The sequence below is a fragment of the Pseudarthrobacter woesei genome, assembly GCF_055412745.1.
Window position 1 is genome coordinate 159,398 of the sequence record NZ_JBVAYU010000007.1, and the last position, 26,573, is coordinate 185,970.

The 26,573-nt window shown below is 67.3% G+C and carries 24 protein-coding genes; 4 read left to right on the forward strand and 20 right to left on the reverse strand.

All coding sequences use genetic code 11. The annotated features are described in order from the left end of the window. Positions 1-101: 101 nt before the first annotated feature. On the reverse strand, positions 102-269 hold the full coding sequence (locus ACZYZE_RS12055) for an SPOR domain-containing protein (protein ID WP_459317172.1): 168 nt from the start codon (positions 267-269) through the stop codon (positions 102-104). 50 nt (positions 270-319) lie between these two features. Between ACZYZE_RS12055 and map the strand changes: the two genes are divergently transcribed. The 3 genes from map (at position 320) to ACZYZE_RS12070 (ending at position 2,853) form a co-directional block, all read left to right on the forward strand. After that, on the forward strand, positions 320-1,198 hold the full coding sequence (gene map / locus ACZYZE_RS12060) for a type I methionyl aminopeptidase (protein ID WP_459317171.1): 879 nt from the start codon (positions 320-322) through the stop codon (positions 1,196-1,198). 88 nt (positions 1,199-1,286) lie between these two features. Continuing rightward, positions 1,287-2,090 (forward strand): polyphosphate--glucose phosphotransferase, encoded by an 804-nt coding sequence (gene ppgK, locus ACZYZE_RS12065; RefSeq protein WP_459317170.1) that lies wholly within the window; start codon positions 1,287-1,289, stop codon positions 2,088-2,090. 4 nt (positions 2,091-2,094) lie between these two features. After that, positions 2,095-2,853, forward strand: coding sequence for an SDR family oxidoreductase (locus ACZYZE_RS12070; RefSeq protein ID WP_463907892.1), 759 nt, complete (start codon positions 2,095-2,097; stop codon positions 2,851-2,853). A 106-nt stretch (positions 2,854-2,959) separates the two neighbouring features. On the opposite strand, the gene nrdR is transcribed toward ACZYZE_RS12070, so the two are convergent. From nrdR to ACZYZE_RS12085, 3 genes are all read right to left on the reverse strand, one after another. Then, the gene (nrdR, locus tag ACZYZE_RS12075) at positions 2,960-3,451 is read right to left on the reverse strand and encodes a transcriptional regulator NrdR (protein ID WP_463907894.1); all 492 of its coding nucleotides are present in this window, start codon (positions 3,449-3,451) and stop codon (positions 2,960-2,962) included. A 125-nt stretch (positions 3,452-3,576) separates the two neighbouring features. Beyond that, entirely contained in the window at positions 3,577-4,956 is a 1,380-nt protein-coding gene (gene hisD, locus ACZYZE_RS12080) for a histidinol dehydrogenase (RefSeq protein ID WP_463907897.1), read from the reverse strand. A 40-nt stretch (positions 4,957-4,996) separates the two neighbouring features. Continuing rightward, positions 4,997-5,635 (reverse strand): hypothetical protein, encoded by a 639-nt coding sequence (locus ACZYZE_RS12085; RefSeq protein ID WP_463907899.1) that lies wholly within the window; start codon positions 5,633-5,635, stop codon positions 4,997-4,999. Between the two features lie 197 nt (positions 5,636-5,832). Here ACZYZE_RS12085 and ACZYZE_RS12090 point away from each other — a divergent pair, with 197 nt between their 5' ends. Beyond that, positions 5,833-6,291 (forward strand): flavin reductase family protein, encoded by a 459-nt coding sequence (locus ACZYZE_RS12090; protein WP_459317292.1) that lies wholly within the window; start codon positions 5,833-5,835, stop codon positions 6,289-6,291. A 514-nt stretch (positions 6,292-6,805) separates the two neighbouring features. Here ACZYZE_RS12090 and dnaE read toward each other — a convergent pair. The 16 genes from dnaE to ACZYZE_RS12170 form a co-directional block, all read right to left on the reverse strand. Next, positions 6,806-10,336 carry a DNA polymerase III subunit alpha gene (dnaE, locus tag ACZYZE_RS12095; RefSeq protein ID WP_463907901.1) on the reverse strand — a complete coding sequence of 1,177 codons (3,531 nt, stop codon included), beginning with the start codon at positions 10,334-10,336 and terminating at the stop codon, positions 6,806-6,808. Between the two features lie 121 nt (positions 10,337-10,457). Beyond that, positions 10,458-11,432 (reverse strand): RluA family pseudouridine synthase, encoded by a 975-nt coding sequence (locus ACZYZE_RS12100; RefSeq protein ID WP_463907973.1) that lies wholly within the window; start codon positions 11,430-11,432, stop codon positions 10,458-10,460. Positions 11,433-11,499: 67 nt separating this feature from the next. Then, a complete protein-coding gene (gene lspA / locus ACZYZE_RS12105) occupies positions 11,500-12,087 on the reverse strand; it encodes a signal peptidase II (RefSeq protein WP_463907975.1) in 588 nt (195 codons plus the stop codon). A 204-nt stretch (positions 12,088-12,291) separates the two neighbouring features. Next, positions 12,292-12,987 (reverse strand): DivIVA domain-containing protein, encoded by a 696-nt coding sequence (locus ACZYZE_RS12110; RefSeq protein WP_459317164.1) that lies wholly within the window; start codon positions 12,985-12,987, stop codon positions 12,292-12,294. Between the two features lie 149 nt (positions 12,988-13,136). Next, positions 13,137-13,445: a YggT family protein gene (locus ACZYZE_RS12115; protein ID WP_459317163.1), complete on the reverse strand. Its 309-nt coding sequence runs from the start codon at positions 13,443-13,445 to the stop codon at positions 13,137-13,139. A 137-nt stretch (positions 13,446-13,582) separates the two neighbouring features. Then, the gene (locus ACZYZE_RS12120) at positions 13,583-14,113 is read right to left on the reverse strand and encodes a cell division protein SepF (RefSeq protein ID WP_459317162.1); all 531 of its coding nucleotides are present in this window, start codon (positions 14,111-14,113) and stop codon (positions 13,583-13,585) included. Between the two features lie 86 nt (positions 14,114-14,199). Further along, positions 14,200-14,961, reverse strand: a complete 762-nt coding sequence (locus ACZYZE_RS12125) for a YggS family pyridoxal phosphate-dependent enzyme (RefSeq protein ID WP_463907903.1) — start codon at positions 14,959-14,961, stop codon at positions 14,200-14,202. Then, positions 14,954-15,691, reverse strand: coding sequence for a purine nucleoside phosphorylase YfiH/LACC1 family protein (locus tag ACZYZE_RS12130; protein ID WP_463907905.1), 738 nt, complete (start codon positions 15,689-15,691; stop codon positions 14,954-14,956). The genes ACZYZE_RS12125 and ACZYZE_RS12130 overlap by 8 nt, the downstream gene beginning before the upstream one ends. A gap of 91 nt (positions 15,692-15,782) precedes the next feature. Beyond that, complete coding sequence (gene ftsZ / locus ACZYZE_RS12135) at positions 15,783-17,000, reverse strand: cell division protein FtsZ (RefSeq protein ID WP_459317159.1); 1,218 nt, start codon at positions 16,998-17,000, stop codon at positions 15,783-15,785. Positions 17,001-17,285: 285 nt separating this feature from the next. Continuing rightward, positions 17,286-18,173, reverse strand: a complete 888-nt coding sequence (locus ACZYZE_RS12140; protein WP_459317158.1) for a cell division protein FtsQ/DivIB — start codon at positions 18,171-18,173, stop codon at positions 17,286-17,288. Continuing rightward, positions 18,166-19,614, reverse strand: a complete 1,449-nt coding sequence (gene murC / locus ACZYZE_RS12145; RefSeq protein ID WP_463907907.1) for a UDP-N-acetylmuramate--L-alanine ligase — start codon at positions 19,612-19,614, stop codon at positions 18,166-18,168. Before murC ends, ACZYZE_RS12140 begins: the two co-directional genes overlap by 8 nt. Before the next feature lie 4 nt (positions 19,615-19,618). Beyond that, positions 19,619-20,755 carry an undecaprenyldiphospho-muramoylpentapeptide beta-N-acetylglucosaminyltransferase gene (gene murG, locus ACZYZE_RS12150; RefSeq protein ID WP_463907909.1) on the reverse strand — a complete coding sequence of 379 codons (1,137 nt, stop codon included), beginning with the start codon at positions 20,753-20,755 and terminating at the stop codon, positions 19,619-19,621. Positions 20,756-20,761: 6 nt separating this feature from the next. After that, complete coding sequence (gene ftsW / locus ACZYZE_RS12155; protein ID WP_463907911.1) at positions 20,762-22,303, reverse strand: putative lipid II flippase FtsW; 1,542 nt, start codon at positions 22,301-22,303, stop codon at positions 20,762-20,764. Positions 22,304-22,320: 17 nt separating this feature from the next. After that, entirely contained in the window at positions 22,321-23,907 is a 1,587-nt protein-coding gene (murD, locus tag ACZYZE_RS12160; RefSeq protein WP_459317154.1) for a UDP-N-acetylmuramoyl-L-alanine--D-glutamate ligase, read from the reverse strand. Next, positions 23,889-24,998, reverse strand: a complete 1,110-nt coding sequence (gene mraY / locus ACZYZE_RS12165) for a phospho-N-acetylmuramoyl-pentapeptide-transferase (protein WP_459317153.1) — start codon at positions 24,996-24,998, stop codon at positions 23,889-23,891. Before mraY ends, murD begins: the two co-directional genes overlap by 19 nt. After that, positions 24,995-26,569, reverse strand: coding sequence for a UDP-N-acetylmuramoyl-tripeptide--D-alanyl-D-alanine ligase (locus ACZYZE_RS12170; protein WP_459317152.1), 1,575 nt, complete (start codon positions 26,567-26,569; stop codon positions 24,995-24,997). The genes mraY and ACZYZE_RS12170 overlap by 4 nt, the downstream gene beginning before the upstream one ends. Between the last annotated feature and the right edge of the window lie 4 nt (positions 26,570-26,573).

Genomic DNA, 26,573 nt, shown 5'->3' on the forward strand with positions numbered 1-26,573 from the left:
GCCGGGCCCTAAGCCGGCTTCTCGAGCATCACCGTGCCCGGCATCGTGCCGGGCATGGTGCACGGGCTGCCGCCGGGGCGGGCCCGGACGGTGGACGGCGCCTAATCGTCGTCGTCGCCCTTGTCCCATGTCTCGTTGCGCGCCTTGACCTTCTCGAGGGCGTGCTCGGCTTCGTCCCGGGTCTTGTACGGGCCGATCAGCTGGCTCCAGTCGGACATGGCATCCACTTCAACCTCGTGGGTGTTGACGTTGTACCAGTATTCGGGCATCGGTGCTCCTCTGTTTCCCGGCTTTCGGCTACTCCTTATAGAATCAATCTATGCCTTCTCTCGCTTCGACTGCACCCATCGGTTCCCTGATCCCGGGAACAGTCAGCCCACAGCTGCCCGTCCCGGTGTCCATCCCGCGCCCCGAATATGTGGGGAAGCCCGGACCGGCCAAGTTCACGGGCTCAGAGGTCAAGTCCGCGGAGACCATCGAGAAGATCCGGATCGCATCACGGATTGCTGCCCAGGCCATTGTGGAGGTCGGAAAACACATTGAGCCCGGCGTCACTACCGACCAGCTGGACAGCGTGGGCCACGAGTTCCTCCTGGACCACAAGGCCTACCCGTCCACCCTCGGCTACCGCGGCTTCCCCAAGTCACTGTGCTCCTCGCTGAACGAAGTGATCTGCCACGGCATCCCGGACACCACCGTGGTCCGGGACGGCGACATCCTCAACATCGACATCACGGCCTTCATCGGTGGTGTTCACGGCGACACCAACTCCACCTTCCTCGTGGGCGACGTCGACGAGGAATCCCGGCTGCTCGTCGAGCGCACCCAGGAATCGCTGAACCGCGCCATCCGCGCGGTGGCCCCCGGACGCGAGATCAACGTCATCGGCCGGACCATCGAGTCCTACGCCAAGCGTTTTGGCTACGGCGTCGTCCGCGACTTCACCGGCCACGGCGTCGGTGAGGCTTTCCACACCGGCCTGATCATCCCGCACTACGACGCCGCCCCCGCCTACAATACGGTCATGGAGACCGGCATGGTCTTTACGATCGAACCCATGTTGACCCTCGGATCCGTTGACTGGGACATGTGGCCCGATGACTGGACCGTGGTGACCCGTGACCGCAAGCGCACCGCGCAGTTCGAGCACACCCTGCTCGTGACTGAATCCGGCGCGGAAATCCTTACCCTGCCCTGATTCCCGCACCACCCCGGAAGATCCCGGTCTTCCCCGCCGGCCCCGGCCGGACCTCCGCTAGCCCGCCCCTGCCACGAACGGAAGCACATTGGCCAAGAAGGACGAGAAGTCGAAGAAGAACGCCCAGCTGATCGGCATCGACATCGGCGGAACCGGGATCAAGGGCGGGATCGTGGACCTGAAGAAGGGCAAGCTCGTCGGTGACCGCCTGCGCATCCCCACCCCGCAGCCGTCCACGCCCGAATCCGTCGCCGACGCCGTGGCCCAGGTCGTCGCCGAGCTGTCTGCCCGCCCGGATGCCCCGGCCGCCGACTCCCCCGTGGGTGTCACCTTCCCCGGCATCATCCAGCACGGTGTGGTCCACTCCGCCGCCAACGTCGACAAGTCCTGGCTGGAACTGGATATCGACGCCATGCTCACCGCCCACCTCGGCCGCCCCGTCGAGGTCATCAACGACGCTGACGCCGCCGGCCTCGCCGAAGCCCGCTACGGTGCCGGCGAAGGAGTCGCAGGAACCGTCCTTGTGATCACGCTCGGCACCGGGATCGGTTCGGCGTTCATCTTCGACGGCAAGCTCGTCCCCAACGCCGAACTCGGCCACCTCGAGATCGACGGCTTCGACGCCGAAAGCAAGGCCTCTGCCGTCGCCCGTGAACGGGACGGCCTGAGCTGGGAGCAGTACAGCGTGCTGCTGCAGCGGTACCTCTCCCACGTAGAGTTCCTTTTCTCCCCCGAACTATTCATCGTCGGCGGCGGCATCTCCAAGCGCGCGGACGAATACCTCCCAAGGCTGCAGCTGCGCACGCCGATTGTCCCGGCCGAGCTGAAGAACGACGCCGGAATCGTCGGAGCGGCGATCGAGATTGCGCTCAAGCACAGCCTCGCCAAGTAGCGGCATGACGTCGCCCCGGCCCGCCGTCGTCATCGTCACCGGCGGCAGCCGCGGCATCGGCGCGGCAATCGCGCGCCGCGCCGCCCGTGCCGGGTACGCCGTCGTCGTGAACTATTCGGCCGATGCGGACGGCGCCGACGCCGTGGCGGACGGCATCAATGCCGCCGGCGGGACCGCGGTGGCCGTCCAGGCCGACATCAGCGACCCCCTCGCGGTTGCCGGACTGTTCGACGCCGCCGACTCCCTCGGGACTCTCGCCGCCGTCATCAACAACGCCGGCATCACAGGAAACCTGATCGGACCCCTTACCGATGTCCCTGCCGACACCGTCCGCAGGGTCCTCGACGTCAACGTGGCCGGGCTCATCTTCATCTGCCAGGAGGCCGTCCGGCGGCTCAGCACCGGATTGGGAGGCCCTGGCGGGTCCATCGTCAACATCTCCTCGACTGCCACGAAGGCCGGCTCGCCGGGAACCTGGGTGCACTACGCGGCGTCCAAGGGTGCCGTGGACGTGCTGACCGTGGGACTGGCGGCAGAGGTCGCGGCGCAGGGCATCCGGGTGAACTGCGTGGCTCCGGGGAGCACCAATACGGGCCTTCATGCCGCGGCCGGCATGCCGGACAGGATGGAGCGGCTCAATTCCAGCATCCCGATGGGCCGCGGAGCCGAACCCCATGAGGTGGCAGCCGCGGTCCTCTGGCTCATGTCCGAAGAGGCCGGGTACATCACCGGCGCCGTGCTGCCCGTCTCCGGCGGCAGATGATTCCCACCCGAACCCTGGTTGGTGCCAGTGGTGGCCGCGGCTTCCCCTCCGCGACCACCACCGGAGTTTTTTGAGCGCCGGTGAAGCTGAACCGTAGTGATTCCGCCTAGAGCTGGCTCTTCTGCGAGCTCTTGTCTTCCCGACCCCTGGTCTCCGCCTCATGGCGGAGCAGGGAGATGGCCGATTCGAAGTCCTCAAGGGATTCGAAGGCCTGGTACACGCTCGCGAAGCGCAGGTACGCGACTTCGTCGAGCTTCTGGAGCGGGTTCAGGATGGCGAGGCCGACTTCATGCGCGTCGATCTCGGCGGCGCCGGAGGCCCGGATGGTCTCCTCGACTTCCTGCGCCAGCAGGGCGAGGTCGTCCTCCGTGACAGGACGTCCCTGGCAGGCTTTGCGCACGCCGTTGATGACCTTGCTGCGGCTGAACGGCTCGCCGACGCCGGATCGTTTGATCACCGTCAGGCTCGTGGTCTCCACTGTGGTGAAACGGCGGCCGCATTCGGGGCACTGCCGCCGGCGCCGGATGGCGGAACCGTCGTCGGCGATGCGGCTGTCCACGACGCGGGAGTCAGGGTTACGGCAGAACGGACAATACACGTCGTTTCCTCCCCGTCGCACGCTGAAAATCCCCGACACCGGAAAATTCTCGGAACAATCGCTCCGCCATCAGTTTACGACTAGATGTGGCTGAATAACAAGCCTGTAATTACTACATGTAGTGGTCAGGCGCCCGCAGCGAACCTCGCCGTGACGGCCTCCCCGTGGGCCGGCAGGTCTTCCGCGCCGGAGAGACTCACGATGTGCCCGCCCACCTGTTCCAGTGCGGAGCGGCTGTAGTTGATCACCTGGATGGCGCGCAGGAAGGTTGTCACGTTCAGGCCCGAGGAGAAGGCGGCGGTTCCGCCGGTCGGCAGCACGTGGTTGGAACCGGCGCAGTAGTCGCCCAGGCTGACGGGGCTGTAGTCCCCCACGAAGATGGCCCCGGCGTTGCGGATCCGGGCGGCGACGCCGGCGGCGTCCGCCGTCATGATCTCCAGGTGCTCAGCGGCGTAGGCATCACACGCCGCGATGCCCTGCTCCAGGTCATCCACCAGGACGACGCCGGACTGAGGTCCGGAGAGGGCCTCCCGGACCCGCGCACTGTGTTTCGTGGCGGCGGCCTGGCCGTCGAGCTCCGCCCGGACGGCTGCCGCGAGCTCCTCTGAATCAGTGAAAAGCACGGAGGCCGCCTTGGGGTCGTGCTCGGCCTGGCTGATCAGGTCCGCGGCGACCAGGGCAGGCCGGGCAGTGGCGTCCGCAAGGATCGCGATTTCGGTGGTGCCGGCTTCGGAGTCGATTCCGACGACGCCCTTGACCAGGCGCTTGGCGGTCGCGACAAAAATGTTGCCCGGCCCGGTGACCACGTCCACGGGGTCGAGCCCGGCGAGGCTCCCGGCCTCCGGTCCGGTGGCCGGGATGCCGTAAGCAAAGGCCGCGATGGCCTGCGCTCCACCGATTGCATAGACCTCTTCGATGCCGAGCAGGCAGGCGGCCGCGAGGATTGTCGGGTGCGGGAGTCCGCCGAAGTCCTTCTGCGGCGGGGACGCCAGGGCAATGGATTCGACGCCGGCGGCCAGGGCCGGTACGACATTCATGATGACCGAGGACGGGTAGACGGCGAGGCCGCCGGGGACATAGAGGCCCACGCGGGCCACCGGAACCCAATTCTGGCTGACGACGGCGCCTTCGCCGAGCTCGACGTCTGTGTCCGCCGGGCGCTGGGCGTCGGCGAAGCGGCGGGCCCGCCGGATGGACTCTTCGAGCGCCGCCCGCACCGCGGGGTCGAGTCCGGCGAGGGCTGCCTTCAGCGCCCCGGCGGGGACCCGAGGGTGGGTCTGCTCCACGCCGTCGAACGTCAGCGCCAGCTCGCTAAGCGCCTCGAATCCGTGGGTGCGGACCGCGGAAATGATCGCAAGGACCTTCACTTCGGCATCGGCCGTGGTGCCCGGCCGCGCCCGCGGAACGGCGGCGCGGAGTCCGGCGAGGGTCAGCCGCTGGCCGCGCAGGTCAACGGTGCGGAAGTTGAGGTCGGCGGGCACGGAGCTATCAGGAGTAGGGGTCACCCGTTCATTTTACGTGCCGGGCCGTTGGTCGCCGGCGCTGTTACGCCGAGGGCTGTTCCGGGGCGGCGCCCGTTGCCCCGTCCGGGTCCGTTTCAGTCCTCCCCTGCGTTGAGAAAACGGTGCTCAGGAAGATGGCAAGCGCGACGGCCGCCGGCCAGACGGCCAGCAGCGCGTAGGACCGCAGCGAGAAGGCGATGCTCGCGTTTGCCGAGGCGTCTTCCGGGGCTCCAAACCAGTGACCGCACAGCACTCCTGTCTGCCAGGCAAGGACGGAGCCCAGGACACCGCTCAGAACTGCCAGCACCACGTCCCGGCCTGACGGCTCCTGACGCTTCGAACCGGTTGCCACGACGCCGGCGATGCAGCCGGCCAGCAGGAACAGCCCGGCCAGCACCAGGTCCCGGGGCAGCCAGGCTTCCGTGTTGCTGCCGCTCCGCAAGGAGGGGTTCCCCGAGAGCAGGTTGAGGCCGGACGGGGCGAGGAGCCACCAGAGCAGCCCGACCGGCACACCCGCCGCGGTGATGAGGGCGGCCGTCCGCCAGGGCGCTGCCCGGCGGTTCCGCTCCGGTACCGGCTGCCCGGGAGCGGCGTCTGACTGCGCATCCTGAACGGTATCCTGCCGGGAGTGGTGCTGATCCTGTTGCTGGCCGTGCCGGCCGTGAACTGCGGGCTGTGTCATGGAACAAACCTTAACAAGCTTTCCGCCTCCCCGGCACGTGACACCGTGGGGTGGTGGCATCACGCGGGGTAAACAAGTACCGGGGCCGGCCGCCGGCACAATACGCTGGCAGGGCAGGACAATCACACGTATGGGCAGCAGGGAGTTGGATCGCAGTGACCACAGAGGACCAGGCCTTCGAGGGAACGTTCAGGGAAATGTTCCGCCGCCATGCGGCCGGGGTGGCAATCATTACCGCCAACCACAACGGCGTGCCATTCGGCTTCACGGCGACGTCGGTGGCCTCGCTGTCGGCGAAGCCGCCGCGGTTCACGTTCAACATGGCCCGGACCTCAAGTTCGTGGCCGGCCGTGGCAAACACCACCTACATCGGCGTGCACATGCTCGGGCTGGAGAATCAGGAGCTTGCCGACCGGTTTGCCCGCACCAGCAACCGCTTTGAAGGCGACCACTGGGAACTCGGGCCGCACGGGGTGCCGATCCTAAAGGACGTCGCCGGCTGGCTGATCGGCAAGGTCCAGATGCGGCTCTCCTTCGAGAACAACGCCGTGGTGGTGGTCGAGGTCGTCGAGGGCCGAGTCGGCGACGACGGCGCTCCCCTGCTCTACCACTCCGGCGCGTACAGCCGGCCCGCCCCGCTGGACTACGAAATCTAGTCGTCATTTTCGCCGGTTCGTCGGGGGTTCAGGAGCGGCCAATTCCTTTTCGTGCCCGGGGACATGCCCATTCTTCGCACCCGGGAAAGGGCACAACCGGACTATGTCCACCCGCTGGCCGCGGCGCGGGGCATGTCCGCTAGGCTGGCATCTCCCTTTGGATGGGCAGGTCCCGTCCAATGGGCGTTTTCATTGACCTGGCGGGGTGCAGGCAGCCTGCGGGGACGGTCCTTCCCGGTTGCCCGCCGCCCGGCCGCCTGCCGCCAGTGGCAATGCCCGGATTCCCGTGCTCGTGTCTCGCCGGGCGCCGAAGCAACCGGGGAGGACCGCCACGGCATGGGTGTATGGGGCCGGGCAGCTCCGCGGGAGGACATGCCCATTCTTCGCACCCGGGACTGGGCGTAACCGGACTATGTCCACCCGCTGGCCCCGGCGTGGGGCATGTCCCGGAGCCAGGCCATCCCGTCCCCTGGAGCCAGACCCCCAAGGAACTAACGGCACTGGACTACAACATCTAGTAATCCAGGCAGGTCGGGCCCAGGAGTACCTTCAGGTCACCGAACAGTGACGGGCTGGGGTTGACGCGCAGGTGAACGGGCAGGCCCATGACTTCCACCCTGGTGTCGCCCTGCAGGTGCACCCGGACCTCGGAGCTGCCGCGGTGGGTCCGCAGCACGTCGCCGAGTTCGGTCACCACCGCTTCGGTCGCCTTGTGCGTCTGCATCGTGATCACGACCGGGCCGTTCATGTTGTCGCTGAGGTCCGGGACGGACAGTTCCATGCAGTTCAGGGTGACGGCGCCGTCGTCGCGCTTCTGCAGGCGGCCCTTGACCACCACGATCAGGTCCTCCGCCAGCACCGAGGCGATCGGCCCGTAGACCTGGCCGAAGAACATGACCTCCATGGAGCCGCCGAGGTCCTCCACTTCGGCGCGCGCGTAGGCGTTGCCGCTGGCCTTGGCGATCCGGCGGCTCAGTGAGGTGATCATGCCGGCGATGGTGATGATGGCCCCGTCGTTCGGTCCGTCTTCGCCGATCACGGAGGTGATTGTCCGGTCCGCGTGCTGGCTCAGCAGGCCCTCCAGGCCCTGCAGCGGGTGGTCGGACACGTACAGGCCCAGCATGTCGCGCTCGAAGGAGAGCTTGTCCTTCTTCTCCCACTCGGGCAGGTCCGGGATTTCGGTGGTCAGCGAGGCTTCGGGTTCCTGGTCCTCGAAGCCGGCAAAGAGGTCGAACTGGCCGATCGCCTCGTTGCGCTTGAGCGTGATGACCGAGTCGATGGCCTCTTCATGGATCATCGCCAGGGCGCGGCGCGGATGGCCCAGTGAGTCGAACGCGCCGGCCTTGATCAGTGACTCGATGGTGCGCTTGTTGCAGACCACGGCCGGGACCTTGAGCAGGTAATCCTTGAAGGAGGTGAAGGCGCCTTCGGATTCACGGGCAGTGACCATCGCCTCGACGACGTTGACGCCGACGTTGCGGATGGCGGCCATGCCGAAGCGGATGTCCGTGCCGACCGGCGTGAAGTTGACGCTGGACTCGTTGACGTCCGGCGGCAGCACCGTGATGCCCATCTTGCGGCACTCGTTGAGGTAGAGCGCGAGCTTGTCCTTGTCGTCGCCGACGCTGGTGAGCAGGGCGGCCATGTATTCGGCCGGATAGTGCGCCTTGAGGTACGCGGTCCAGTAGGACACGAGCCCGTAGGCGGCCGAGTGCGCCTTGTTGAAGGCGTAGTCGGAGAACGGCAGGAGGATGTCCCAGAGCATCTTGATGGCCGCGGCGGAGTAGCCGTTGTCCAGCATTCCCTTTTCGAAGCCCGCGTACTGCTTGTCCAGCTCGGACTTCTTCTTCTTGCCCATGGCACGGCGCAGGATGTCGGCCTGGCCGAGGGTGAACCCGGCGACCTTCTGCGCGATGGCCATCACCTGCTCCTGATACACGATCAAGCCGTAGGTGCCGCCCAGGATCTCCGCGAGCGGCTCCTCAAGCTCGGCATGGATCGGCACGATCTCCTGCAGCCCGGTCTTGCGGAGCGCGTAGTTCGTGTGCGAGTTCGCCCCCATGGGGCCCGGGCGGTACAGCGCGATGACAGCGGAGATGTCTTCGAAGTTGTCCGGGCGCATCTGCTTGAGCAGGGAGCGCATCGGCCCGCCGTCGAGCTGGAAAACACCGAGGGTGTCGCCCCGGGCGAGCAGGTCATAGGCGCCCTGGTCCTCCAGGCCGAGGTCCTCCAGGACCAGGTCCACGCCCTTGTTGAGCGTGATGTTTTCGACGGCGTCCGTGATGATCGTCAGGTTCCGCAGGCCGAGGAAGTCCATCTTGATCAGGCCGAGGCCCTCACACGTGGGGTAGTCGAACTGGGTGATGACCTGGCCGTCCTGCTCACGGCGCATGATCGGGATGATGTCGATCAGCGGGTCCGAGGACATGATGACGCCGGCGGCGTGGACGCCCCACTGCCGCTTCAGGCCTTCAAGGCCCAGGGCGGTCTCGAAGACCTTCTGGGAATCGGCGTCGGACTTGAGCAATTCGCGCAGCGCCTCGGCCTCGGAGTAGCGCTGCGCCTCCGGGTTATGGACGTCCGCCAGGGCAATGCCCTTTCCCATGACGTCCGGCGGCATGGCCTTGGTGAGCCGCTCGCCGGTGGAGAAGGGGTAACCGAGCACACGGGAGGAGTCCTTGAGTGCCTGTTTGGCCTTGATGGTGCCGTAGGTGACAATCATGGCGACGCGTTCGTCGCCGTATTTCTCGGTTACGTACCGGATCACTTCCGCCCGGCGACGATCATCGAAGTCGACGTCGAAGTCGGGCATGGAGACCCGTTCCGGGTTCAGGAAGCGCTCGAAGATCAGGCCGTGGACGAGGGGGTCCAGGTCGGTGATGCGCATGACGTAGGCGACCATGGAGCCGGCGCCGGAACCACGTCCCGGGCCCACCCGGATGCCGTTGTTCTTGGCCCAGTTGATGAAGTCGGCCACAACGAGGAAGTAGCCCGGGAAGCCCATCTGGGTGATGACGCCGACCTCGAAGTCCGCCTGCTTGCGGACGTGGTCCGGGATGCCCTTCGGGTAGCGGTAGTGCAGGCCGTTTTCGACTTCCTTCACGAACCAGGACTGCTCGTCCTCGCCCTCGGGCACCGGGAAGCGCGGCATGTAGCTGGCGTTCTCGTTGAATTGGACGTCGCAGCGCTCGGCGATCAGCAGGGTGTTGTCGCAGGCGTCGGGGTGGTCTCTGAAGATGGCGCGCATCTCGGCGGGCGACTTCAGGTAGAACTCGTCGGCGTCGAACTTGAAGCGCTTGGGGTCGGCCAGGCTGGAGCCGGACTGGACGCAGAGCAGGGCCGCGTGGCTGGCGGCGTCCTCGGCGTGGGTGTAGTGGAGGTCGTTGGTGGCCACCATCGGCAGTCCAAGTTCCTTGGCGAGCTTGATCAGATCGCCCTGGATGGCCCGCTCGATGTCGAGCCCGTGGTCCATCAGTTCGCAGAAGAAGTTTTCGGCGCCGAAGATATCGCGGAAGTCCGACGCCGCCAGCTTGGCTTCCTGGTACAGGCCGAGGCGGAGTTTCGTCTGCACTTCGCCGGACGGGCAGCCGGTGGTGGCGATCAGGCCCTTGCCGTAGGTCTGCAGCAGGTCCCGGTCCATGCGCGGCTTGTAGAGGTAGCCCTCCAGCGAGGCGAGCGAGGACATCCGGAACAGGTTGTGCATACCCTGGGTGTTCTCCGCCCACATGGTCATGTGGGTGTAGGAACCGGCACCGGAGACGTCATTGCGGCCGCCGTCACCCCAGCGCACACGGGTCTTGTCCGCCCGGGCGGTGCCGGGCGTCAGGTAGGCCTCGACCCCAATGATCGGCTTGACGCCGGCGTTGCGGGCCTTGTTCCAGAAGTCATAGGCGCCGAAGACGAAGCCGTGGTCCGTCGTGGCCAGCGAGGACATGCCCAGCTCTTTGGTGTGGTCGAACAGGTCCCCCAGTCTCGCCGCACCGTCCAACATGGAGTATTCGGTGTGGTTGTGGAGATGCACGAAAGAGTTGTTGCTGGAAGTCACCGAATCATTCTAGTGCCGCCGGGCCACCTTCGGGCGCGGCCCTGCGGCCGCCCGGAACCCCGGCACCGGAAACCCCGCACCGGAAGACCGGCACTCAGGAACCGAAAATCAGGGACCGCAATCAGGCCTGTCCGGACTCGAGGACTTCCAGCGCGTAGCGAAGGTCCTCCGGATACTCGCTCGTGGCGGTGACCCTCTCCCCCGTCCGTGGATGGTCGAAGGACAGCTGGCGGGCGTGCAGCCACTGCCGTGTCAGACCCAGGGTGGCCGCGAGCCGCGGGTCCGCGCCGTAGGTCAGGTCGCCGGCGCAGGGGTGGCGCAGCGCGGAGAAGTGCACGCGGATCTGGTGCGTGCGCCCCGTTTCCAGATGCACCTCCACGAGTGAAGCCTTGCCGAACGCCTCGAGGACCTCATAGTGCGTGATCGAGTCCCGGCCGTCTTCGATCACGGCGAATCGCCAGTCGTGGCCCGGGTGGCGGCCGATGGGCGCGTCGATGGTGCCGGCCAGCGGGTCCGGAAGGCCCTGGACGACGGCGTGGTAGACCTTGTCCACCGCGCGTTCCTTGAAGGCTCGCTTGAGCGCCGTGTACGCGTCCTCGGTCTTGGCGACCACCATCACGCCCGACGTCCCGACGTCGAGCCGGTGCACGATCCCGGTGCGCTCCGGCGCGCCGGAGGTGGAGATCCGGTAGCCGAGTCCCGCCAGCCCGCCGACGACCGTGGGACCGACCCAGCCGGGAGAGGGGTGGGCGGCCACGCCGACCGGTTTGTCGATGACGACAAACTCGTCATCGTCCAGCAGGATCTTCAGGCCTTCCACAACTTCCTCCACGATTTCCAGGGGGTCCCGGCGTTCCGGAACGACGACGTCTAGCACGACGCCGGGGGTCAGTTTGAGCGACTTACCGACCGCTTTGCCCTTGCTGGTGACATTGCCTTCGGCAATAAGCGCGGCGGACTGGGAACGGGAAATGTCCATCAGATGCGCCAGGCCTGCGTCAACCCGGGTCCGGGCGAGCCCGTCCGGAACGACAAAGCGGAACGTCGACGCCGGAACTGCCGCCGGATCGTCGTCGGCGTCGACGTCTTCGGGCATCACGTCTTCGGGCATCAGGCCTTCGGGCATCGTCACATCAGACGGCGTCTTTTTGGGCAGGGTGTTTTCAGGCGTCATGTTTCGCCGTGTCCTTCGTAGAGTGCGAGCCGTCGAGGGCGATCCCGCGGAGCGTCAGCAGGCAGATAATCACGACGGATGACACCACGGCCGAGTCCGCGATGTTGAAGATCGCGAAGTTGGGCAACTGGATGAAGTCCACCACATGGCCCATCGCGAACGACGGCTCTCGGAAGAGCCGGTCGGTGAGGTTGCCGAGGGCGCCGCCCAGCAGCAGCCCGAGCGCCAGCGCCCACCAGAGCGAACCCAGCTTGCGCAGCTGCAGCAGGATCGCAACGGACACGGCCGCCATGATGATGGTGAACACCCAGGTGATGTTCTCACCGATGGAGAACGCGGCCCCCGAGTTGCGGATGTAGTACCAGTGCAGCAGCGGGGGCAGCACAGGGATCCGCTCGCCCTCGGTCATGGAGCCGGTCACCCACAGTTTGGTCAACTGGTCCAGGACGTAGGCGAACACGGCCAGGCCCGTGAAGACGGAGAGCAGCACCACCCGCCGCGGTTTGGCCCGCGCAGCGGGCCCGGATCCGGCAGGGTGCGCCGCGTCAACAGGGTGCGCCGCGTCAACAGGGTGCATGGCGTCAACAGGGTGCGCCGCGTCAGCGGAGTGCGTGGCGTCAGGTGATGGTGCGTCAGTCATAGGGCTTTCGTTCGGGAGCCAGTGCGGGGACTGGGAGCTTGCTGCTGTGCCACGCCGGCCACGGGATGTGGCTGTTAATGGCAAAAGCCGGCGGCCGAGGAATCCTCAACCACCGGCTTTTAGAATACTTGGCTTTTTGCCCTAGCTGGCTTCGCCAACCTCGGGAGCGGCAACAGAACCGCGGGCATCGAGGTCACGCAGCTGGCCTTCGATGTAGGCCTTCAGGCGTGAGCGGTAGTCGCGCTCGAAGCCTCGCAGCTGCTCAACCTTGCGCTCCAGGACGGATCGCTGCTGCTCGAGGGCACCGAGGATCTTACGGGACTTTTCCTGGGCGTCGTTGACGAGGCTGCTGGCTTCGATCTGAGCTTCGGCGATGATCTTGTCCCGCTGCTGCTCGCCGTCGGCGACGTGCTTGTCGTGCATCTGCTGTGCCATGGCCAGCAGGCCCGCAGCGGATCCCGCAGCCGACTCGGCGGCCGGGGAGGCACCGGAGGTGCGGGCCGGGGCGGCTGCCGCGACGGGAGCCTGCTCGGCTTCCTTCTTCTTGGCAGCTTCAGCAGCCTTGGCCTCAGCTTCTGCCTTGGCGCGGTCTTCCTTCTCAGCCTTGACGGGTGCCGGAACCTTTTCCACGACAGGAGCCGCGGCGGTGGAGCTGGCAGGCGTGCCGGCGCCGGATTCAGCGAGCTTCTTGCGCAGCTCGTCGTTCTCCTGGTTCAGGCGTCGCAGTTCGACGACGATCTCGTCCAGGAAGTCATCAACTTCGTCCTGGTCGTAGCCTTCGCGGAACTTGGTCGGCTGAAAGCGCTTGTTGACAACGTCTTCTGGCGTCAAAGCCATCTGGTCACCTCGTTGGTCTAGTTAGTCAGTAGGCCTTCCGGCCGTCAAAACTACGGTACCTAAATATGGTCTGGTTCCTCTAATTCAACACCGCAGTGTCAAACCGGAGTTTCAATCTGGTGGGGCCGCGGACCATGTCCGCCGCCCGGCTAGGCCGCGATTGAGTTCGCGATGGTCAGGGATTTGGCGACTCCCATGGCCACGGCAACGGCCACGAAAAGCAGCAGGAAGCCCAGGTCCAGCGAAATCCCGCCCAGTCTCAGCGGCGGGATGAGCCGCCGGAGCAGTTTGAGCGGCTTGTCCGTGACGGAATACACAGCATGCGCGGTGACAAGCGCAGCTCCCCGCGGCCGCCAGCTCCGCGCAAACATCTGGACCCAGTCAAAGACCAGCCTGATGATGAGGGCAACAAGAAAGAGCAGCAGCGCGATATAGAGAAGTCCGAAAACAATTCCCATGAGTTATCTCATATCTCCATGTTCATTCCGGATACCGCAGTGTCCTGACGATAGTTACGCCTCTATTTCAGCACGGATAATTCAGCAAGGATGCCAGACAGGTGTCCCTGCCTGGCATCCTTCAGAAGAATCCTGGTCTAGCTCTGGTTGAAGAAGGTCGCCTGAGTCTCGCTGATCTTCTTGTCATCGCCGATGACTTCTACGTACGACGGCGACAAAAGGAACACCTTGTTCGTGACGCGTTCGATGCTGCCCCGCAGGCCGAAAACCAGCCCCGCGGAGAAGTCAACGAGCCGCTTTGCGTCGGCCTCGCCCATATCGGTGACGTTCATGATGACGGGGATGCCGTCACGGAAGCTTTCACCGATGAGCTTGGCATCGTTGTAGGACCGAGGGTGGATCGTGGTGATCTGCCGGAGTCCGGTGTGCTCTTCGCGGCTCGATGCCGCTCGCTTGATGGGTGTCACAGGTGCGCGATATTCCTCTTCAGCGGCGTAGGGCTCTTCCCTGGGGGCCTCGCGGACAGGCGCCGGTGCACGGCGTTCCTCGCGGTCGTGCTCCATGGATTCGTCCTCATCCTTATGCGATGTGCGGTGCTCGGACTCGTAGTGTTCGTCGCCATCGGCGAGCCCAAGATAGATCATTGTCTTGCGCAGAGCGCCGGCCATGGTCGACTCCTAATCGTGTCCGTAAGCGGGCCACTCGTGACTTGACAGCCTTGGAATCCCCGCCATTACCTTCCAATACGTTGAACCTACCCCAACGCCGGGCGCGGACCGAGAATATCGGAGCCAATGCGAAGGTGTGTCGCCCCGAAACGGATGGCGGCTTCCAGGTCCTGGCTCATGCCCGCGGAAATGCCGGTGGCCTGCGGATGGTCAGCCGCCAGCCGGGCGGAGATCCCCGCGAGCTTCCCGAAGGCCGCGCCGGGATCAGCGCCGAGCGGGGCCACTGCCATGATGCCCGCCAGCCGGAGATCCCCGGAGCCGGCGAGCCGCTCGGCCAGTGCAGGGACATCGACGGGCAGCGCGCCGCCGCGGTGACCGTCGGCGTCGTCGTCGAGGCTGACCTGGATGAAGCACTCCAGCGGAGTACGTCCGGTACGTTCCCGTTCGGCCGCCATGGCTTTAGCCAGGGCACCGGCGAGCTGGAGCCGGTCCACCGAGTGCACAGCATGGGCGTACGTCACGACGGACTTGGCCTTGTTGCTTTGCAACTGGCCGATGAAGTGCCAGCGCACGTCAAGGTCGTGAAGCCCGGCGGCCTTGCCGGAGGCTTCCTGGTCCCTGTTCTCCCCGATGTCGGTGATGCCGAGCGACGCGAGCCGCCGGACGTCGTCGGCGGGGTGGAATTTGGTGACGACAATCAGCTGCGGGGGGTTCTGCTGACGGCCGGCAGCCGCCACGGCGCCGTCGATGCGAAGCCTGACGGCGGCCAGGCGCTCCCGGATCTCGGCAAGCCGGGGATCTGTCCGGCCCTTCTCGGCCTGTCTGTTGACAGGCCCGTGCTCATCCATTGGTGTCCGTCCCGTCGTGGGTCCATACGAGGCCGGCGAACCGTCCCGTGTGGTTGTTGCGGCGGTAGGAGTACAGGCTGTCGTCTTCCAGCGTGCAGCGGCCGGTGTATTCGACCGTGACATCCTCCACGGCCAACTGGCTGCGGACCCCGGCCGGCAAATCGAGTCCCGGTGTGCCCCGGGACGTCGTAGCCCAGGTCCCGGGGACGAGGGAGGCCACCTCGGCGCGCATCCACTCTGGGACCTCGTAGCAGCTGCCGCAGATGGACGGGCCGATCCAGGCACTGACCGCCGCGGCGCCGAGCTCCCGCATGCGCGCCACGGCCGCCGGCACAACGCCGGAGGCGACGCCGGGACGGCCGGCATGCACGACGCCGAGCACGGGGGCTCCCCCGGCAGCCGCGTCACCCACGGTCCCCACGAGGACGATCGGGACACAGTCGGCCACCATAACGGCGAGGGGTTCGCCGCACGATACCAGGGCGTCCGCCGTCGGGGCGGCTGTCCCCGCGGCAACGGTCCCGCCGCCGATCAGGGCGACGACGTTGCCGTGGACCTGGTTCATGTACTGGAAGCCCCTGGCGCCAAGGCCTGCGGCCTGTTCGAGCTCCACCCGCCGCCGTTGGACCTCCGACGGATCGTCGCCGACGTGGAACGCCAGGTTGCCGGCAGCGGCGTCGGTGAAAGCCACCCAGACGCCGGGCCGGACTTCAGCCCGCCATGAGAACACTCGGAACACCGCCAAACTTGTTTACGGACCTTCGATCCTACGAGAAAGCACCATGGCACTGCCATCCGGCAGTGCCATGGTGCTTCGGGATCTACTTCAGGAAGTCAGGGACATCCAGGTCGTCCGAGTGGCGGCCGGACAGGTCCGGCTCCACGACCGAGGGCAGGTCGACGTCGAAGCCGGAGTCTGCGGGGACGGAGGACGGGCGCTGCTGGCCCCAGCCGCCGTAGCCTGAGGCACCAACCGTGGCGTGCAGCGGCTGGACATGCGAGGCGGGGGCCTGGGCCGGAGCCGCGGCCGGGGCGGCCGGACGCTGCGGCGCCGTCTGCGGCAGGGACTGGTCCATGGACGGCGAGGTGGCCTTGACGTCGTCGAAGCCGGCGGCGATGACCGTGACGCGGGCTTCGTCACCGAGGGCGTCGTCGATGACGGCACCGAAGATGATGTTGGCCTCCGGGTGGGCGACTTCCTGGACCAGGCGGGCTGCCTCGTTGATTTCGAAGAGCCCGAGGTCGGAGCCGCCCTGGATGGACAGCAGGACGCCGTGGGCGCCGTCGATCGATGCCTCGAGCAGCGGCGAGGCGATGGCCAGCTCCGCAGCCTTGACGGCACGGTCTTCGCCGCGTGCCGAGCCGATACCCATAAGCGCCGAACCGGCGCCCTGCATGACCGACTTGACGTCGGCAAAGTCGAGGTTGATCAGGCCCGGCGTGGTGATCAGGTCGGTGATGCCCTGGACACCGGACAGCAGGACCTGGTCGGCGGAACGGAACGCGTCAAGGACGGACACGTTGCGGTCGCTGATGGAGAGCAGACGGTCATTCGGGATGACGATCAGGGTGTCGACTTCGTCGCGGAGGGCGTCGATGCCCGCCTCGGCGGAGCCGGCGCGGCGGCGGCCTTCGAAGGTGAAGGGGCGGGTGACGACGCCGATGGTCAGCGCACCGAGCGAACGGGCGATACGGGCCACGACGGGAGCGCCGCCGGTACCGGTACCGCCGCCTTCGCCGGCGGTGACGAAGACCATGTCGGCGCCGCGGATGACCTCTTCGATTTCCTCGGCGTGGTCCTCCGCCGCCTGCTTGCCGACCTCCGGGTTTGCACCGGCTCCCAGCCCGCGTGTCAGCTCGCGCCCGATGTCGAGCTTGACGTCTGCATCGCTCATCAACAATGCCTGGGCATCGGTGTTGACCGCGATGAATTCGACGCCGCGAAGACCTACCTCGATCATGCGGTTGACTGCGTTCACGCCACCGCCGCCGATGCCGACGACCTTGATGACGGCCAAGTAATTCTGCGGAGCTGCCACGTTACGTGTCCCTTGTTCGTGTTCTATTGCGAAAACTGATGGAGTCGGGCTTGAAGCTTTGAACCTTAACCTTCGAGTTGAAGGTTATAGTTATGTCAAGTAACTCATGCCTGTGACGCTATTTGCTATCCGGAGGACATTCAATTACCGGCTCCGCGTGTCGCGGTAATACCGGTCAAATAGCTTCGTTTTGTGCTCTGGTGGTGCTGCCGGCGGACTTCGGTCCGGTGCACTGTCGGCGCCCGGCCGTTCCCCCGGATGGTTCGGGTGGTAAGTGATCGGCGGCTATCGGGTGACCGGGTGCCGCGGCACGCTGACGTCGTAGACACGGACCGGGTTTTTCGGGTCCGCCGGGGCCTTGAGGAGGGCGGCAAGAACCTTCGCCTTGAGCTCCTTCTCCCCCGCGTTTCCCCAGACGATCGTCTGGCCGTCAACGAGTTTGAGTTCGACGGCGTCCACCGACTTCGCCGAGGCGTCGGAGAGCCTGGCGAGCACATCGGCCGGGAGTGCGCCCAGGACCGCGGTGATGGCATGGAACAAATCCTGGGGCAGGGTGCCCCCGCCGCCGTCGATGACCGGCAGCTTGACGGAGCCGGAGTCCGTGGTGGTCCCCAGCTGGACCCCGTCGACGTCGACCAGCTGGAAGCCCGCGCCCTGCTTGACGAGGGCCACGGGAACGCGTTCGGTGATGTGGACCTGCAGGGTGGAGGGCGGGCGGGCCTGGGTGCTGACTTCCTTGACCTGGACAAGCTGCCGCAGGAGGGCCGTGACGTCCTCGTCTCCGATCTGCGGCAGGGGCTTGCCCTGGAGCGGGGCGAGGGCTGCCTGGATCTGGTCGGCGCTCAGCATCTTCGTGCCCTCCACGGTGACGGTCCGCAGCGCCAGCACCGGCGAGTAGACGGCCGCCGCCACGATTCCCGCGACCAGCAGTGCAATCACCCCGCTTGCGCCCAGGAGTCTCCGCTTGCGCCGCCTGGCCTTGGGCTCGGGAAAGGACAGCACATTGTCCGGCGTCTTATCCGGTCCGGCCGTGCGGTTAGCGGCCGGGCCGCTGCCCGTCTCCGGCCCGGCCTTGGACGCCGAAATGACGTCGGGATGCGCGCCGTTCTGCCGGGAGCCGGAATCGCTCACCCGGGTACCGGCCCTGTAGCCGGGGCGGCGTGTACTAGGCACCGTGGATCCCGTCAGCCCGCGGGCCGTCAACCGGCATGCCATTCTTGAGGGCCTCGACCACCAGCGGGCCGTAGGCCGTGACGTCGCCCGCGCCGACGGTCAGGACGATGTCACCGGGGGCCGCGGCGGCCAGGATGGCCAGGACGGCTTCCTGGCCCGGTCCGACGAGCCGGCCGCCGGCGCCCAGGTGATCGGCGATGAGCTGGCTGCTGACACCCGGAATCGGGTCCTCGCGGGCGGCATAGATGGCCAGGACCAGGGCCGTGTCGGCAGCGTTGAGCGCCTCCGCGAACTCACTGGCGAATTCGCGGGTCCGGGAGAACAGGTGGGGCTGGAAGAGTACATGCACCTTGTGGCCGCCGGCGACGGACCGCGCGGCGGACAGTGCTGCCCGCACCTCGGTGGGGTGGTGGGCGTAGTCGTCATAGACGCGGACGCCGCGGCCCTCGCCCTTGAATTCGAAGCGGCGCGAGGCACCGGAGAAGTGCGCCAGGGCTCCCGCCGCGGTTTCGGGGTCGACGCCGAGCTCGAGGGCGACGGCGAACGCGGCCGCGGCGTTGAGCGCGTTGTGCCGCCCGGGAACGTGGAGGTCGAGGGCGAAGCGACCGGCGGGGGTGGTGATCGAGACATCGCCCGGGCCGCCGTCGTGCAGGGTGAGCTGTGTGTCCCCGGCGGTGCCGTAGAGGACCACCCGGGTGTTGCCCCGCTCGAGGGTGCGCATCGCCAGGGCGCGGGCGCCGTCGTCGTCTCCGCAGGCGACGAGCACGCCGTCTGCCGGAAGCAGGGCGGCGAAGCGGTCAAAGGACGCGTAGACGGCTTCGGCGGTGCCGTAGTAGTCGAGGTGGTCCGGTTCGACGTTGGTCACCACGGCGATCTGCGGCCGGTAGTTCAGGAAGGAGCCGTCGGACTCGTCGGCTTCCGCGACAAAGACCGGCGAGCTGCCGCTGGCGGCGTTGACCCCGAGGGCCGGCACGTTCGCCCCGATCGCGAAGGACGGGTCCATGCCGGCGCCCTGAAGCAGCACGGTGATCATCGACGTCGTGGTGGACTTGCCGTGGGTGCCGGCCACGGTGACGGCCGTGTCGTCGGCCATGGCCGCAGCCAGTGCCTCGGAGCGGTGCAGCACGGGCAGCCCGGCGGCGCGCGCTGCTTCCAGTTCGGGGTTGTCCGGGCGGATCGCGGAGCCGGCGACCACAGTCTGTGCGTCCCCGAGGTGGGCGGGGTCGTAGCCGACAGCGATCCGGGCACCGGCCGCGGCGAGGTCCGCCATCACGGGCAGGTCCTTGGCGTCGGAGCCGCTGACCGGCAGGCCGCGCGCCACCATGATGCGGGCGACGGCGGACATGCCAACGCCGCCGATGCCGATGAAGTGCACCCGGCCGAGGGATTCCTGGGTGCGGGCGGCCTTCGGGGCGGCCTGCTGGTGTTGGGGCTGGGTCATGGCTTTACCGCTTCCTGCCGTGCTGTTTCAAAGATGCTGCCTTCGCTGCCGCTTCAAGGACGAGTTCTGCCATCCGCTGGTCCGCGTCCCTGATGCCGAGGTGCGCGGCGCTGGCCGCCATCCGGGCGAGCCTGTCGCGGTCCAGCAGCAATGGGAGGACGTGTTCGCGGATCCAGCCGGGGGTGAACGCACCGTCCTCCACGATCAGTGCCCCGCCGGCCCGGACCAGGCCGGCGGCGTTGAGCGCCTGCTCGCCGTTGCCGACCGGCAGTGGAACGAAGACGGCGGGGACGCCGACGGCGGCGATCTCGCAGACGGTGGCGGCTCCGGACCGGGCCAGCAGAAGGTCCGCGGCGGCGTAGACCGTTTCCATCCCGTCCACGTACTCCACCTGGCGGTAGCCCGGCGCGGCGAGCGGCGTGCCGTCGGCGCCGTGCACGGTTTTTCCGCGTCCGGTGATGTGCAGGGTCTGGATGCCGGCCTCGGCGAGGGCGCCGAGGGAGGCTGCGATGGTGCGGTTGATGCTCTGGGCCCCCGACGAGCCGCCGGTGACGATCAGGGCAGGTTGCTCCGAATCCAGCCCGAGCGAGGAGCGGGCTTCTGCCCGGGCCAGGGAACGGTCGAGACCGGAGATTTCCGGGCGCATCGGCATGCCGATGAGCCGGGCCCCGGCGAGCCCGGTGCCGGTGAAGGCCACGGCGACTTTTCCGCCCAGCCGCGCGCCCACCCGGTTCGCCAGGCCGGGCCGGGTGTTGGCCTCGTGGATGACGATCGGGATCTTCCGGCGCCGGGCGGCGAGGTACATCGGGGTGCACACGTAGCCGCCGACGCCGACCAGGACGTCGGCCCTTGCCTCGTCGAGGATGACCCCTGCCTGCTTCACCGCACCGGCCAGCCGGCCGGGAAGCCGCAGCAGGTCCAGCGAGGGTTTGCGCGGGAAGGGAACGCGGCTGATCGTCGCAAGGTCCAGCCCGGCGGCCGGCACCAGCCGGGTTTCCATGCCGGCCGGGGTTCCCACGGCGAGGAGCCGGACTCCGGGGCGGGCCTCCCGGATCGCGTTGGCGATGGCCAGGAGCGGGCTGATGTGCCCGGCTGTTCCCCCGCCGGCCAGGACGACGGACAAGGACGACTCGGTGTGCATGTTGGCCTATTTACGCTTTCGTGCAGGGTTTTTCGGGACGGTGGTCTTTGAGGCGGTGGTCTTTGAGGCGGTGGTCTTTGAGGCAGTGGTCGTGGTGCCACCGGATTTCGGCGCTGATGGCTTCGGAGCGGAGCTCCGGGGTGCTGAGCTACGGGGCACGGAACGTCGGGGCGCTGCGGCCTGGTTCCCGAAGGTCTTTCGGAGGGTCTTGGCCAGCCCGGCCGGACCGAACCTGAACATCCGCTTGGGCTGGAGGCTGGGTGCCATCTGTACCCGGGCCAATGACAAGACTACGCCGATTGCGCACAGCGACATGAGCAGCGCGGATCCGCCGTAGGAGATGAACGGCAGCGGGATCCCGACCACGGGGGCAAGGCCGGTGACGACGGCCATGTTGACAGTCGCCTGGCCGAGCAGCCAGACCATGATGGTTCCGGCGAGGACACGGTGGAACAGGTCCTTCTGGGCTACGACGACGCGGTAGATGGCCGTGCCGAGGATGCCGAACAGGACCAGCACAACGAGCGTGCCGACCAGGCCAAGTTCCTCGCCGATGATGGCGAAGATGAAGTCGTTGTGGGCTTCCGGAATCCAACTGTACTTCTGCCGGCTTTGGCCCAGGCCCACGCCGAACCAGCCGCCCGAGGCCAGGCCATAGAGGCCGTTGGTGGACTGGTAGTTCACGTCGGAGCCGTCGGCGCAGGTCTGGCCCGTCCAGGACAGGATGCGGCACACGCGGTTGGGGCTGGTGATGGCGAGGACCGCAGTGGCCGCGCCGAGCGCGATCCCGGCAATGCCGAAGACGTAGAGCCGGACCCCCGCGAAGAACAGCGCCGCGGCGGTGATCATCATGACGATCATGGCCGTACCGAGGTCGTTGCCGGCAAGGATAAGGCCGATCACCAGCACGGCGACCGGGGCAACGGGGACCAGGGCGTGCTTCGACTGGCTGAGGAGCTTGGCTTTGGTGCCGAGCACCGTGGCCATCCACAGGGCGAGGGCCAGCTTTGCGGCCTCGGAGGGCTGGAAGGTGAAGGGCCCGACGTCGATCCAGTTCTGGTTACCCAGCGCGCTGCGCCCGATCAGGAGCACCAGCACGAGCAGGACGAGGGCCAGGATGATGGCCAGCCAGGCGAAGCGTTTGAGCCACACCACGTTGACGCGGGACAGCAGGAACATGCCGAAGACACCGATGGCGCCGAACAAGCACTGTTTGAGCGCGGCCGTGTAGGGTGACTCCCCCGCAGCGATGGCTTCGACGCTGGAGGCCGAGAGCACCATCAGGATCCCGATGGCGGTCAGGGCGAGGGTGGAGCCGAGGATCAGGTAGTAGGTCGACCCGTTGCGGGACTTCCCCGTTCCCTCCAGGGCAGACCAGAAGCCCCGGTACCAGGCACGTGCCTGGAGGCCGGCGGACCGCAGGGTGCCCGGCGCGGTCGCCGTTGTACCCCGCGCGGAAGTTCCGGACGCTGCGGCGTCGGCGGTGCCGGCCGGTGTCCGTGCGGCGGCCGGTTTGGCCGCCGGCGTGCGTGTGGGCGTGCTGACCATTGTTACTCCTCGCTGGTCTAAGCCTGCCCCTTCACGAGCTCGCGGACAGCGTCGATGAAGGCGTCGCCGCGGTGAGCGTAGGAAGAGAACTGGTCCATGGATGCGGCAGCCGGGGCCAGGAGCACAGTGTCCCCGGAGGCGGCCAGTTGCGCCGCCGACGCAACGGCCTGGGCCATCACAGTCTCGCTGAAAATCGGCGAGGGGCCTGCTTCGGCTCGGGCCGTTCCGGCAGTCTGCACGTCTTCAGTTTCGCCCTTCGCCGCACCGATCACGGGGACATCCGGTGCGTGTCGCTGCAGTGCGGACAGGAGTGCGCTGGAGTCCGCTCCGATCAGCACCACAGCCTTGAGCCGGTGGGCGTGCGCCTGGACCAAGGCCCCGTAGTTGACGCCTTTGGAGAGTCCGCCGGCGATCCAGACCACATGCTCGAACGCGGACAGCGAAGCGGCGGCGGCATGCGGGTTGGTGGCTTTGGAGTCGTTGATCCAGAGCACACCGTTGTGGCGCGCGACCAGCTGGATGCGGTGGTCCCCCGGCAGGTAGTTCAGCAGTCCCTTGCGGACCGCGGACGGCTCCAGGCCGTACGCCCGGACCAGGGCTGCCGCGGCCAGCGCGTTGGCCACCATGTGGCGCGGGGCCACGGCGCCCAGATCCGCGATGGCGGCGAGTTCGGCGGCGCTGTCCTTGCGTTCGGCAATGAAGGCGCGGTCCACCAGCAGTCCCTCGACGACGCCGAGCATACTCACCGCCGGAGTGACCGTAGTGAAGCCTACGGCCCGGCAGCCTTCGACGACGTCGGCGTCCTCCACCATGCGTTCGGTTTCGATCTGTTCGGCGTTGTAGATGCACGCCTTCTGGGTATTTTCGTAGACCTTGGCCTTGTCGGCCAGGTAGGACGCGTAGGAGCCGTGCCAGTCAACGTGGTCTTCGGCGACGTTGAGGCACACGCTGGCGACCGGCGAGACGGAATCGCTCCAGTGCAGCTGGAAGCTTGAGAGCTCCACGGCGAAGACGTCATAGTCCACCGGGTCGCGGAGTGCGTCCAGGATGGGCGTGCCGACGTTTCCGACGGCGATGGCCTTGAGCCCGGCGGCCTGCAGCATGGATTCGGTCAGCCCCACCGTTGTGGTCTTGCCGTTGGTGCCGGTGATGGTGAGCCAGTCGGCGGTCTTGCGGCCCTTGCGTTCGCGCACCCGCCAGGCGAGTTCGACGTCGCCCCAGACCGGGATGTGGGCCCTCGCCGCGGCGGCGAGCAGGGACTGGTCCGGACGCCAGCCCGGTGAGGTGACAATCAGGTCCGGTTTCCCGCCGTCGATCGTGGGGATGGTCGCCACGGCTTCCCCGCCCAGCAGCACCCCGGCTGCTCCGACGATCCGGAGGGTGTCCGCCTGGGCCTGCGCCTTGGGGCCGGTCGAGGCGTCCACCACAACCACCCGGGCGCCGAGTTCGATCAGGGTGTCCGCGGCGGCGAAGCCCGAGACGCCGATGCCTGTCACGACGACGCGCAGTCCGGCCCAGTCCGAATCCCAGCTGACCAGGTCCTTGAGCCGCGGGGAGACCGTCAACGGCACGGGAATCGGTCCGGTCACAGCAGTACCACCCATTCGGCGTAGAAGATGCCCAGGCCCGCGGCGACGAAGAGCCCGCACAGGATCCAGAACCGGACGACGACGGTGACTTCGGCCCAGCCCTTGAGCTCAAAGTGGTGCTGGAGCGGAGCCATCTTGAAGAAGCGTTTGCCCTTGGTGATCTTGAAGTAGCCCACCTGGATGATGACCGAAAGGGTGATCAGGACGAAGAGGCCGCCGATGAAGGCGAGCAGCAGTTCGGTGCGGGACAGGATGGCGAACCCCGCGACGGCGCCGCCAATGGCCAGCGAGCCCGTGTCGCCCATAAAAATCTTCGCCGGCGAGGTGTTCCACCAGAGGAAGCCGACCAGTGCGGCGCTGAGGATCGCGGCGAGCAGGGCCAGGTCCAGCGGATCGCGGACGGAGTAGCAGCCGCTGCCGGCCTGCCGCGGGGAACCGCAGGCCTGGTTGCTCTGCCAGATGCCCATCAGGGTGTAGGCACCGAACACCATGATGGAGGCGCCGGCGGCGAGGCCGTCCAGGCCGTCCGTGAGGTTCACGCCGTTAGTGGCTGCTGTGACAATCAGGTTCGACCAGAGCACAAAGAGGATGGCGCCCAGCACGGTGCCGCCGAAGGCCAGGTTGAGCCACGGGATGTCGCGGACCAGCGAAATCTGCAGTGACGCAGGCGTCAGGCCGTTCTCGTCAGGGAACTGCAGGGCCAGGACCGCGAAGATGATGCCCACGGCGGCCTGCAGGATGAGCTTCGCCTTGGCGTTCAGGCCGAGGCTGCGCTGTTTGGAGATCTTGATGAAGTCATCCAGGAAGCCGACGAGCCCCATGCCCACCATCAGGAAGAGCAGCAGCAAGGCCGACGCGGACGGGCCCGGCGAGAACGGGTTCATCATCCACATAACGAGGTGGGTGATTCCGTAGCTGGCGAGCACGGACACCACAACGACGGTGCCGCCCATGGTGGGCGTGCCGCGCTTGGTGTGGTGCGAGGTGGGGCCGTCATCCCGGATGAATTGCCCATAGCTCTTCCGGACCAGGAGCCGGATAAACAGCGGGGTGCCCAGGAAGGAAACCAACAAGGCCAGTCCAGCGCCCATCAGCAGTGCAATCACAGCAGCGCACTCCCTTCAGTGGCGGTTCCGGCAGGTTGTCCGGCAGGCTTTTCGGCAGATTTTTCGGCAGGCTTCCCGGCGGGGGTCCCGGGGGCTTGTGGAGGTAATGCTATCCGATCGCCCAGATGGCGCAGCCCGATGCTGTTGGAGGACTTGAACAGGACCAGATCACCGGGCTCGAGCTCGGCCTGCAGCAGTTCATAGGCTTCCTCAGCCGTCTCGGCGAAGACGCATTCGTTGCCCCAGGATCCTTCGTTGACGGCAGACACATACAAAGAACGTGCCTCGCGTCCGACGACCACCAGGCGGGCGATGTTCAGCCTCACCACCTGGGTGCCCACGGCCATGTGTTCGCGGATCGAGTCCGGGCCGAGCTCGAGCATGGCTCCGAGCACGGCCCACGTCCGGCGGCCGCGGCCGAGGTCGGCCAGGGTCCGCAGCGCGGCGCGCATGGATTCCGGGTTCGCGTTGTAGGCGTCGTTGATGATGGTGACGCCGTCGGCGCGTTCGGTGCGTTCCATCCGCCAGCGGCTGGCGGCCGTCTGGGCGCTGAGCGAGGCGGCGATCCGGCCGGCGGGGACGCCGGCGGCGTGGGCCGCTGCCGCCGCTGCCAGCAGGTTGGCGATGTGGTGGGCGCCGATCAGCCTGGCCGCGACGTGGTAGTGGCCCGCCCCCTCCGCGGCGCTGTCACCGGCCAGGGATGCATCAGGCAGGAAGAGGTCAAATTCGGGGCTGCCGCCGGCGTTCAGTTCGACGCCTTCGGCCCGGACCCCGGCAGGCTGGCCGGTGCGGGCCGGGCCGGCGGAGTAGCCCAGCACAGTGGCCCGGGTGCGGACGGCCATGGCTGCGACGCGGGCATCGTCCAGGTTGAGTACGGCGGTACCGCCGGCGGGAAGGGCTTCGATGAGCTCGCCTTTGGCGACGGCGATGTTCTCCACGCCGCCGAATTCGCCGGCGTGGGCCGTGCCTACCCCGAGCACGACGCCGATGTCGGGACGGACCATGTCCGCGAGGAATCTGATGTGGCCGACGCCGGTGGCGCCCATCTCGATCACGAGGTACCGGGTGCCGTAGCCGGCCTTGAAGACGGTCAGCGGTACGCCGACTTCGCCGTTGTAGGACCCCTGCGGGGCCACGGTCTCGCCTTCGGCGGCAAGAATCCCGGCCAGCAGGTCCTTGGTGGTGGTCTTCCCGGCGGACCCGGTGATCCCGATGACGGTCAGCGGCGCGCCTTCGGCGGCGCGGCGGGCCCGGATCCGGCGGACGGCTTCGGCGGCGAGGGCGCCCATGGCGAGGACGGAGTCCTGGACCACGACGGCGGGGTAGTTCCGCCCGGCGTCGTCGGCCGTGTCAGCTACGTTACGCTCCACAAGCGCCAGCACGGCGCCACGGGCAAAGGCGGCGCCCACGAAGTCGTGACCGTCGGCCGTCTCCCCCGGCTTGGCCACGTAGAGGGAACCCGCTGTGGCTTCACGGGAGTCGGTCACCACGGAGCCGGGGGTGATCCCCGGTTCTGCGGCCAGCCGGCCATTGGTTATGTCGGCGATTTCCGCCGCTGTAAGTGCAATCATCTCG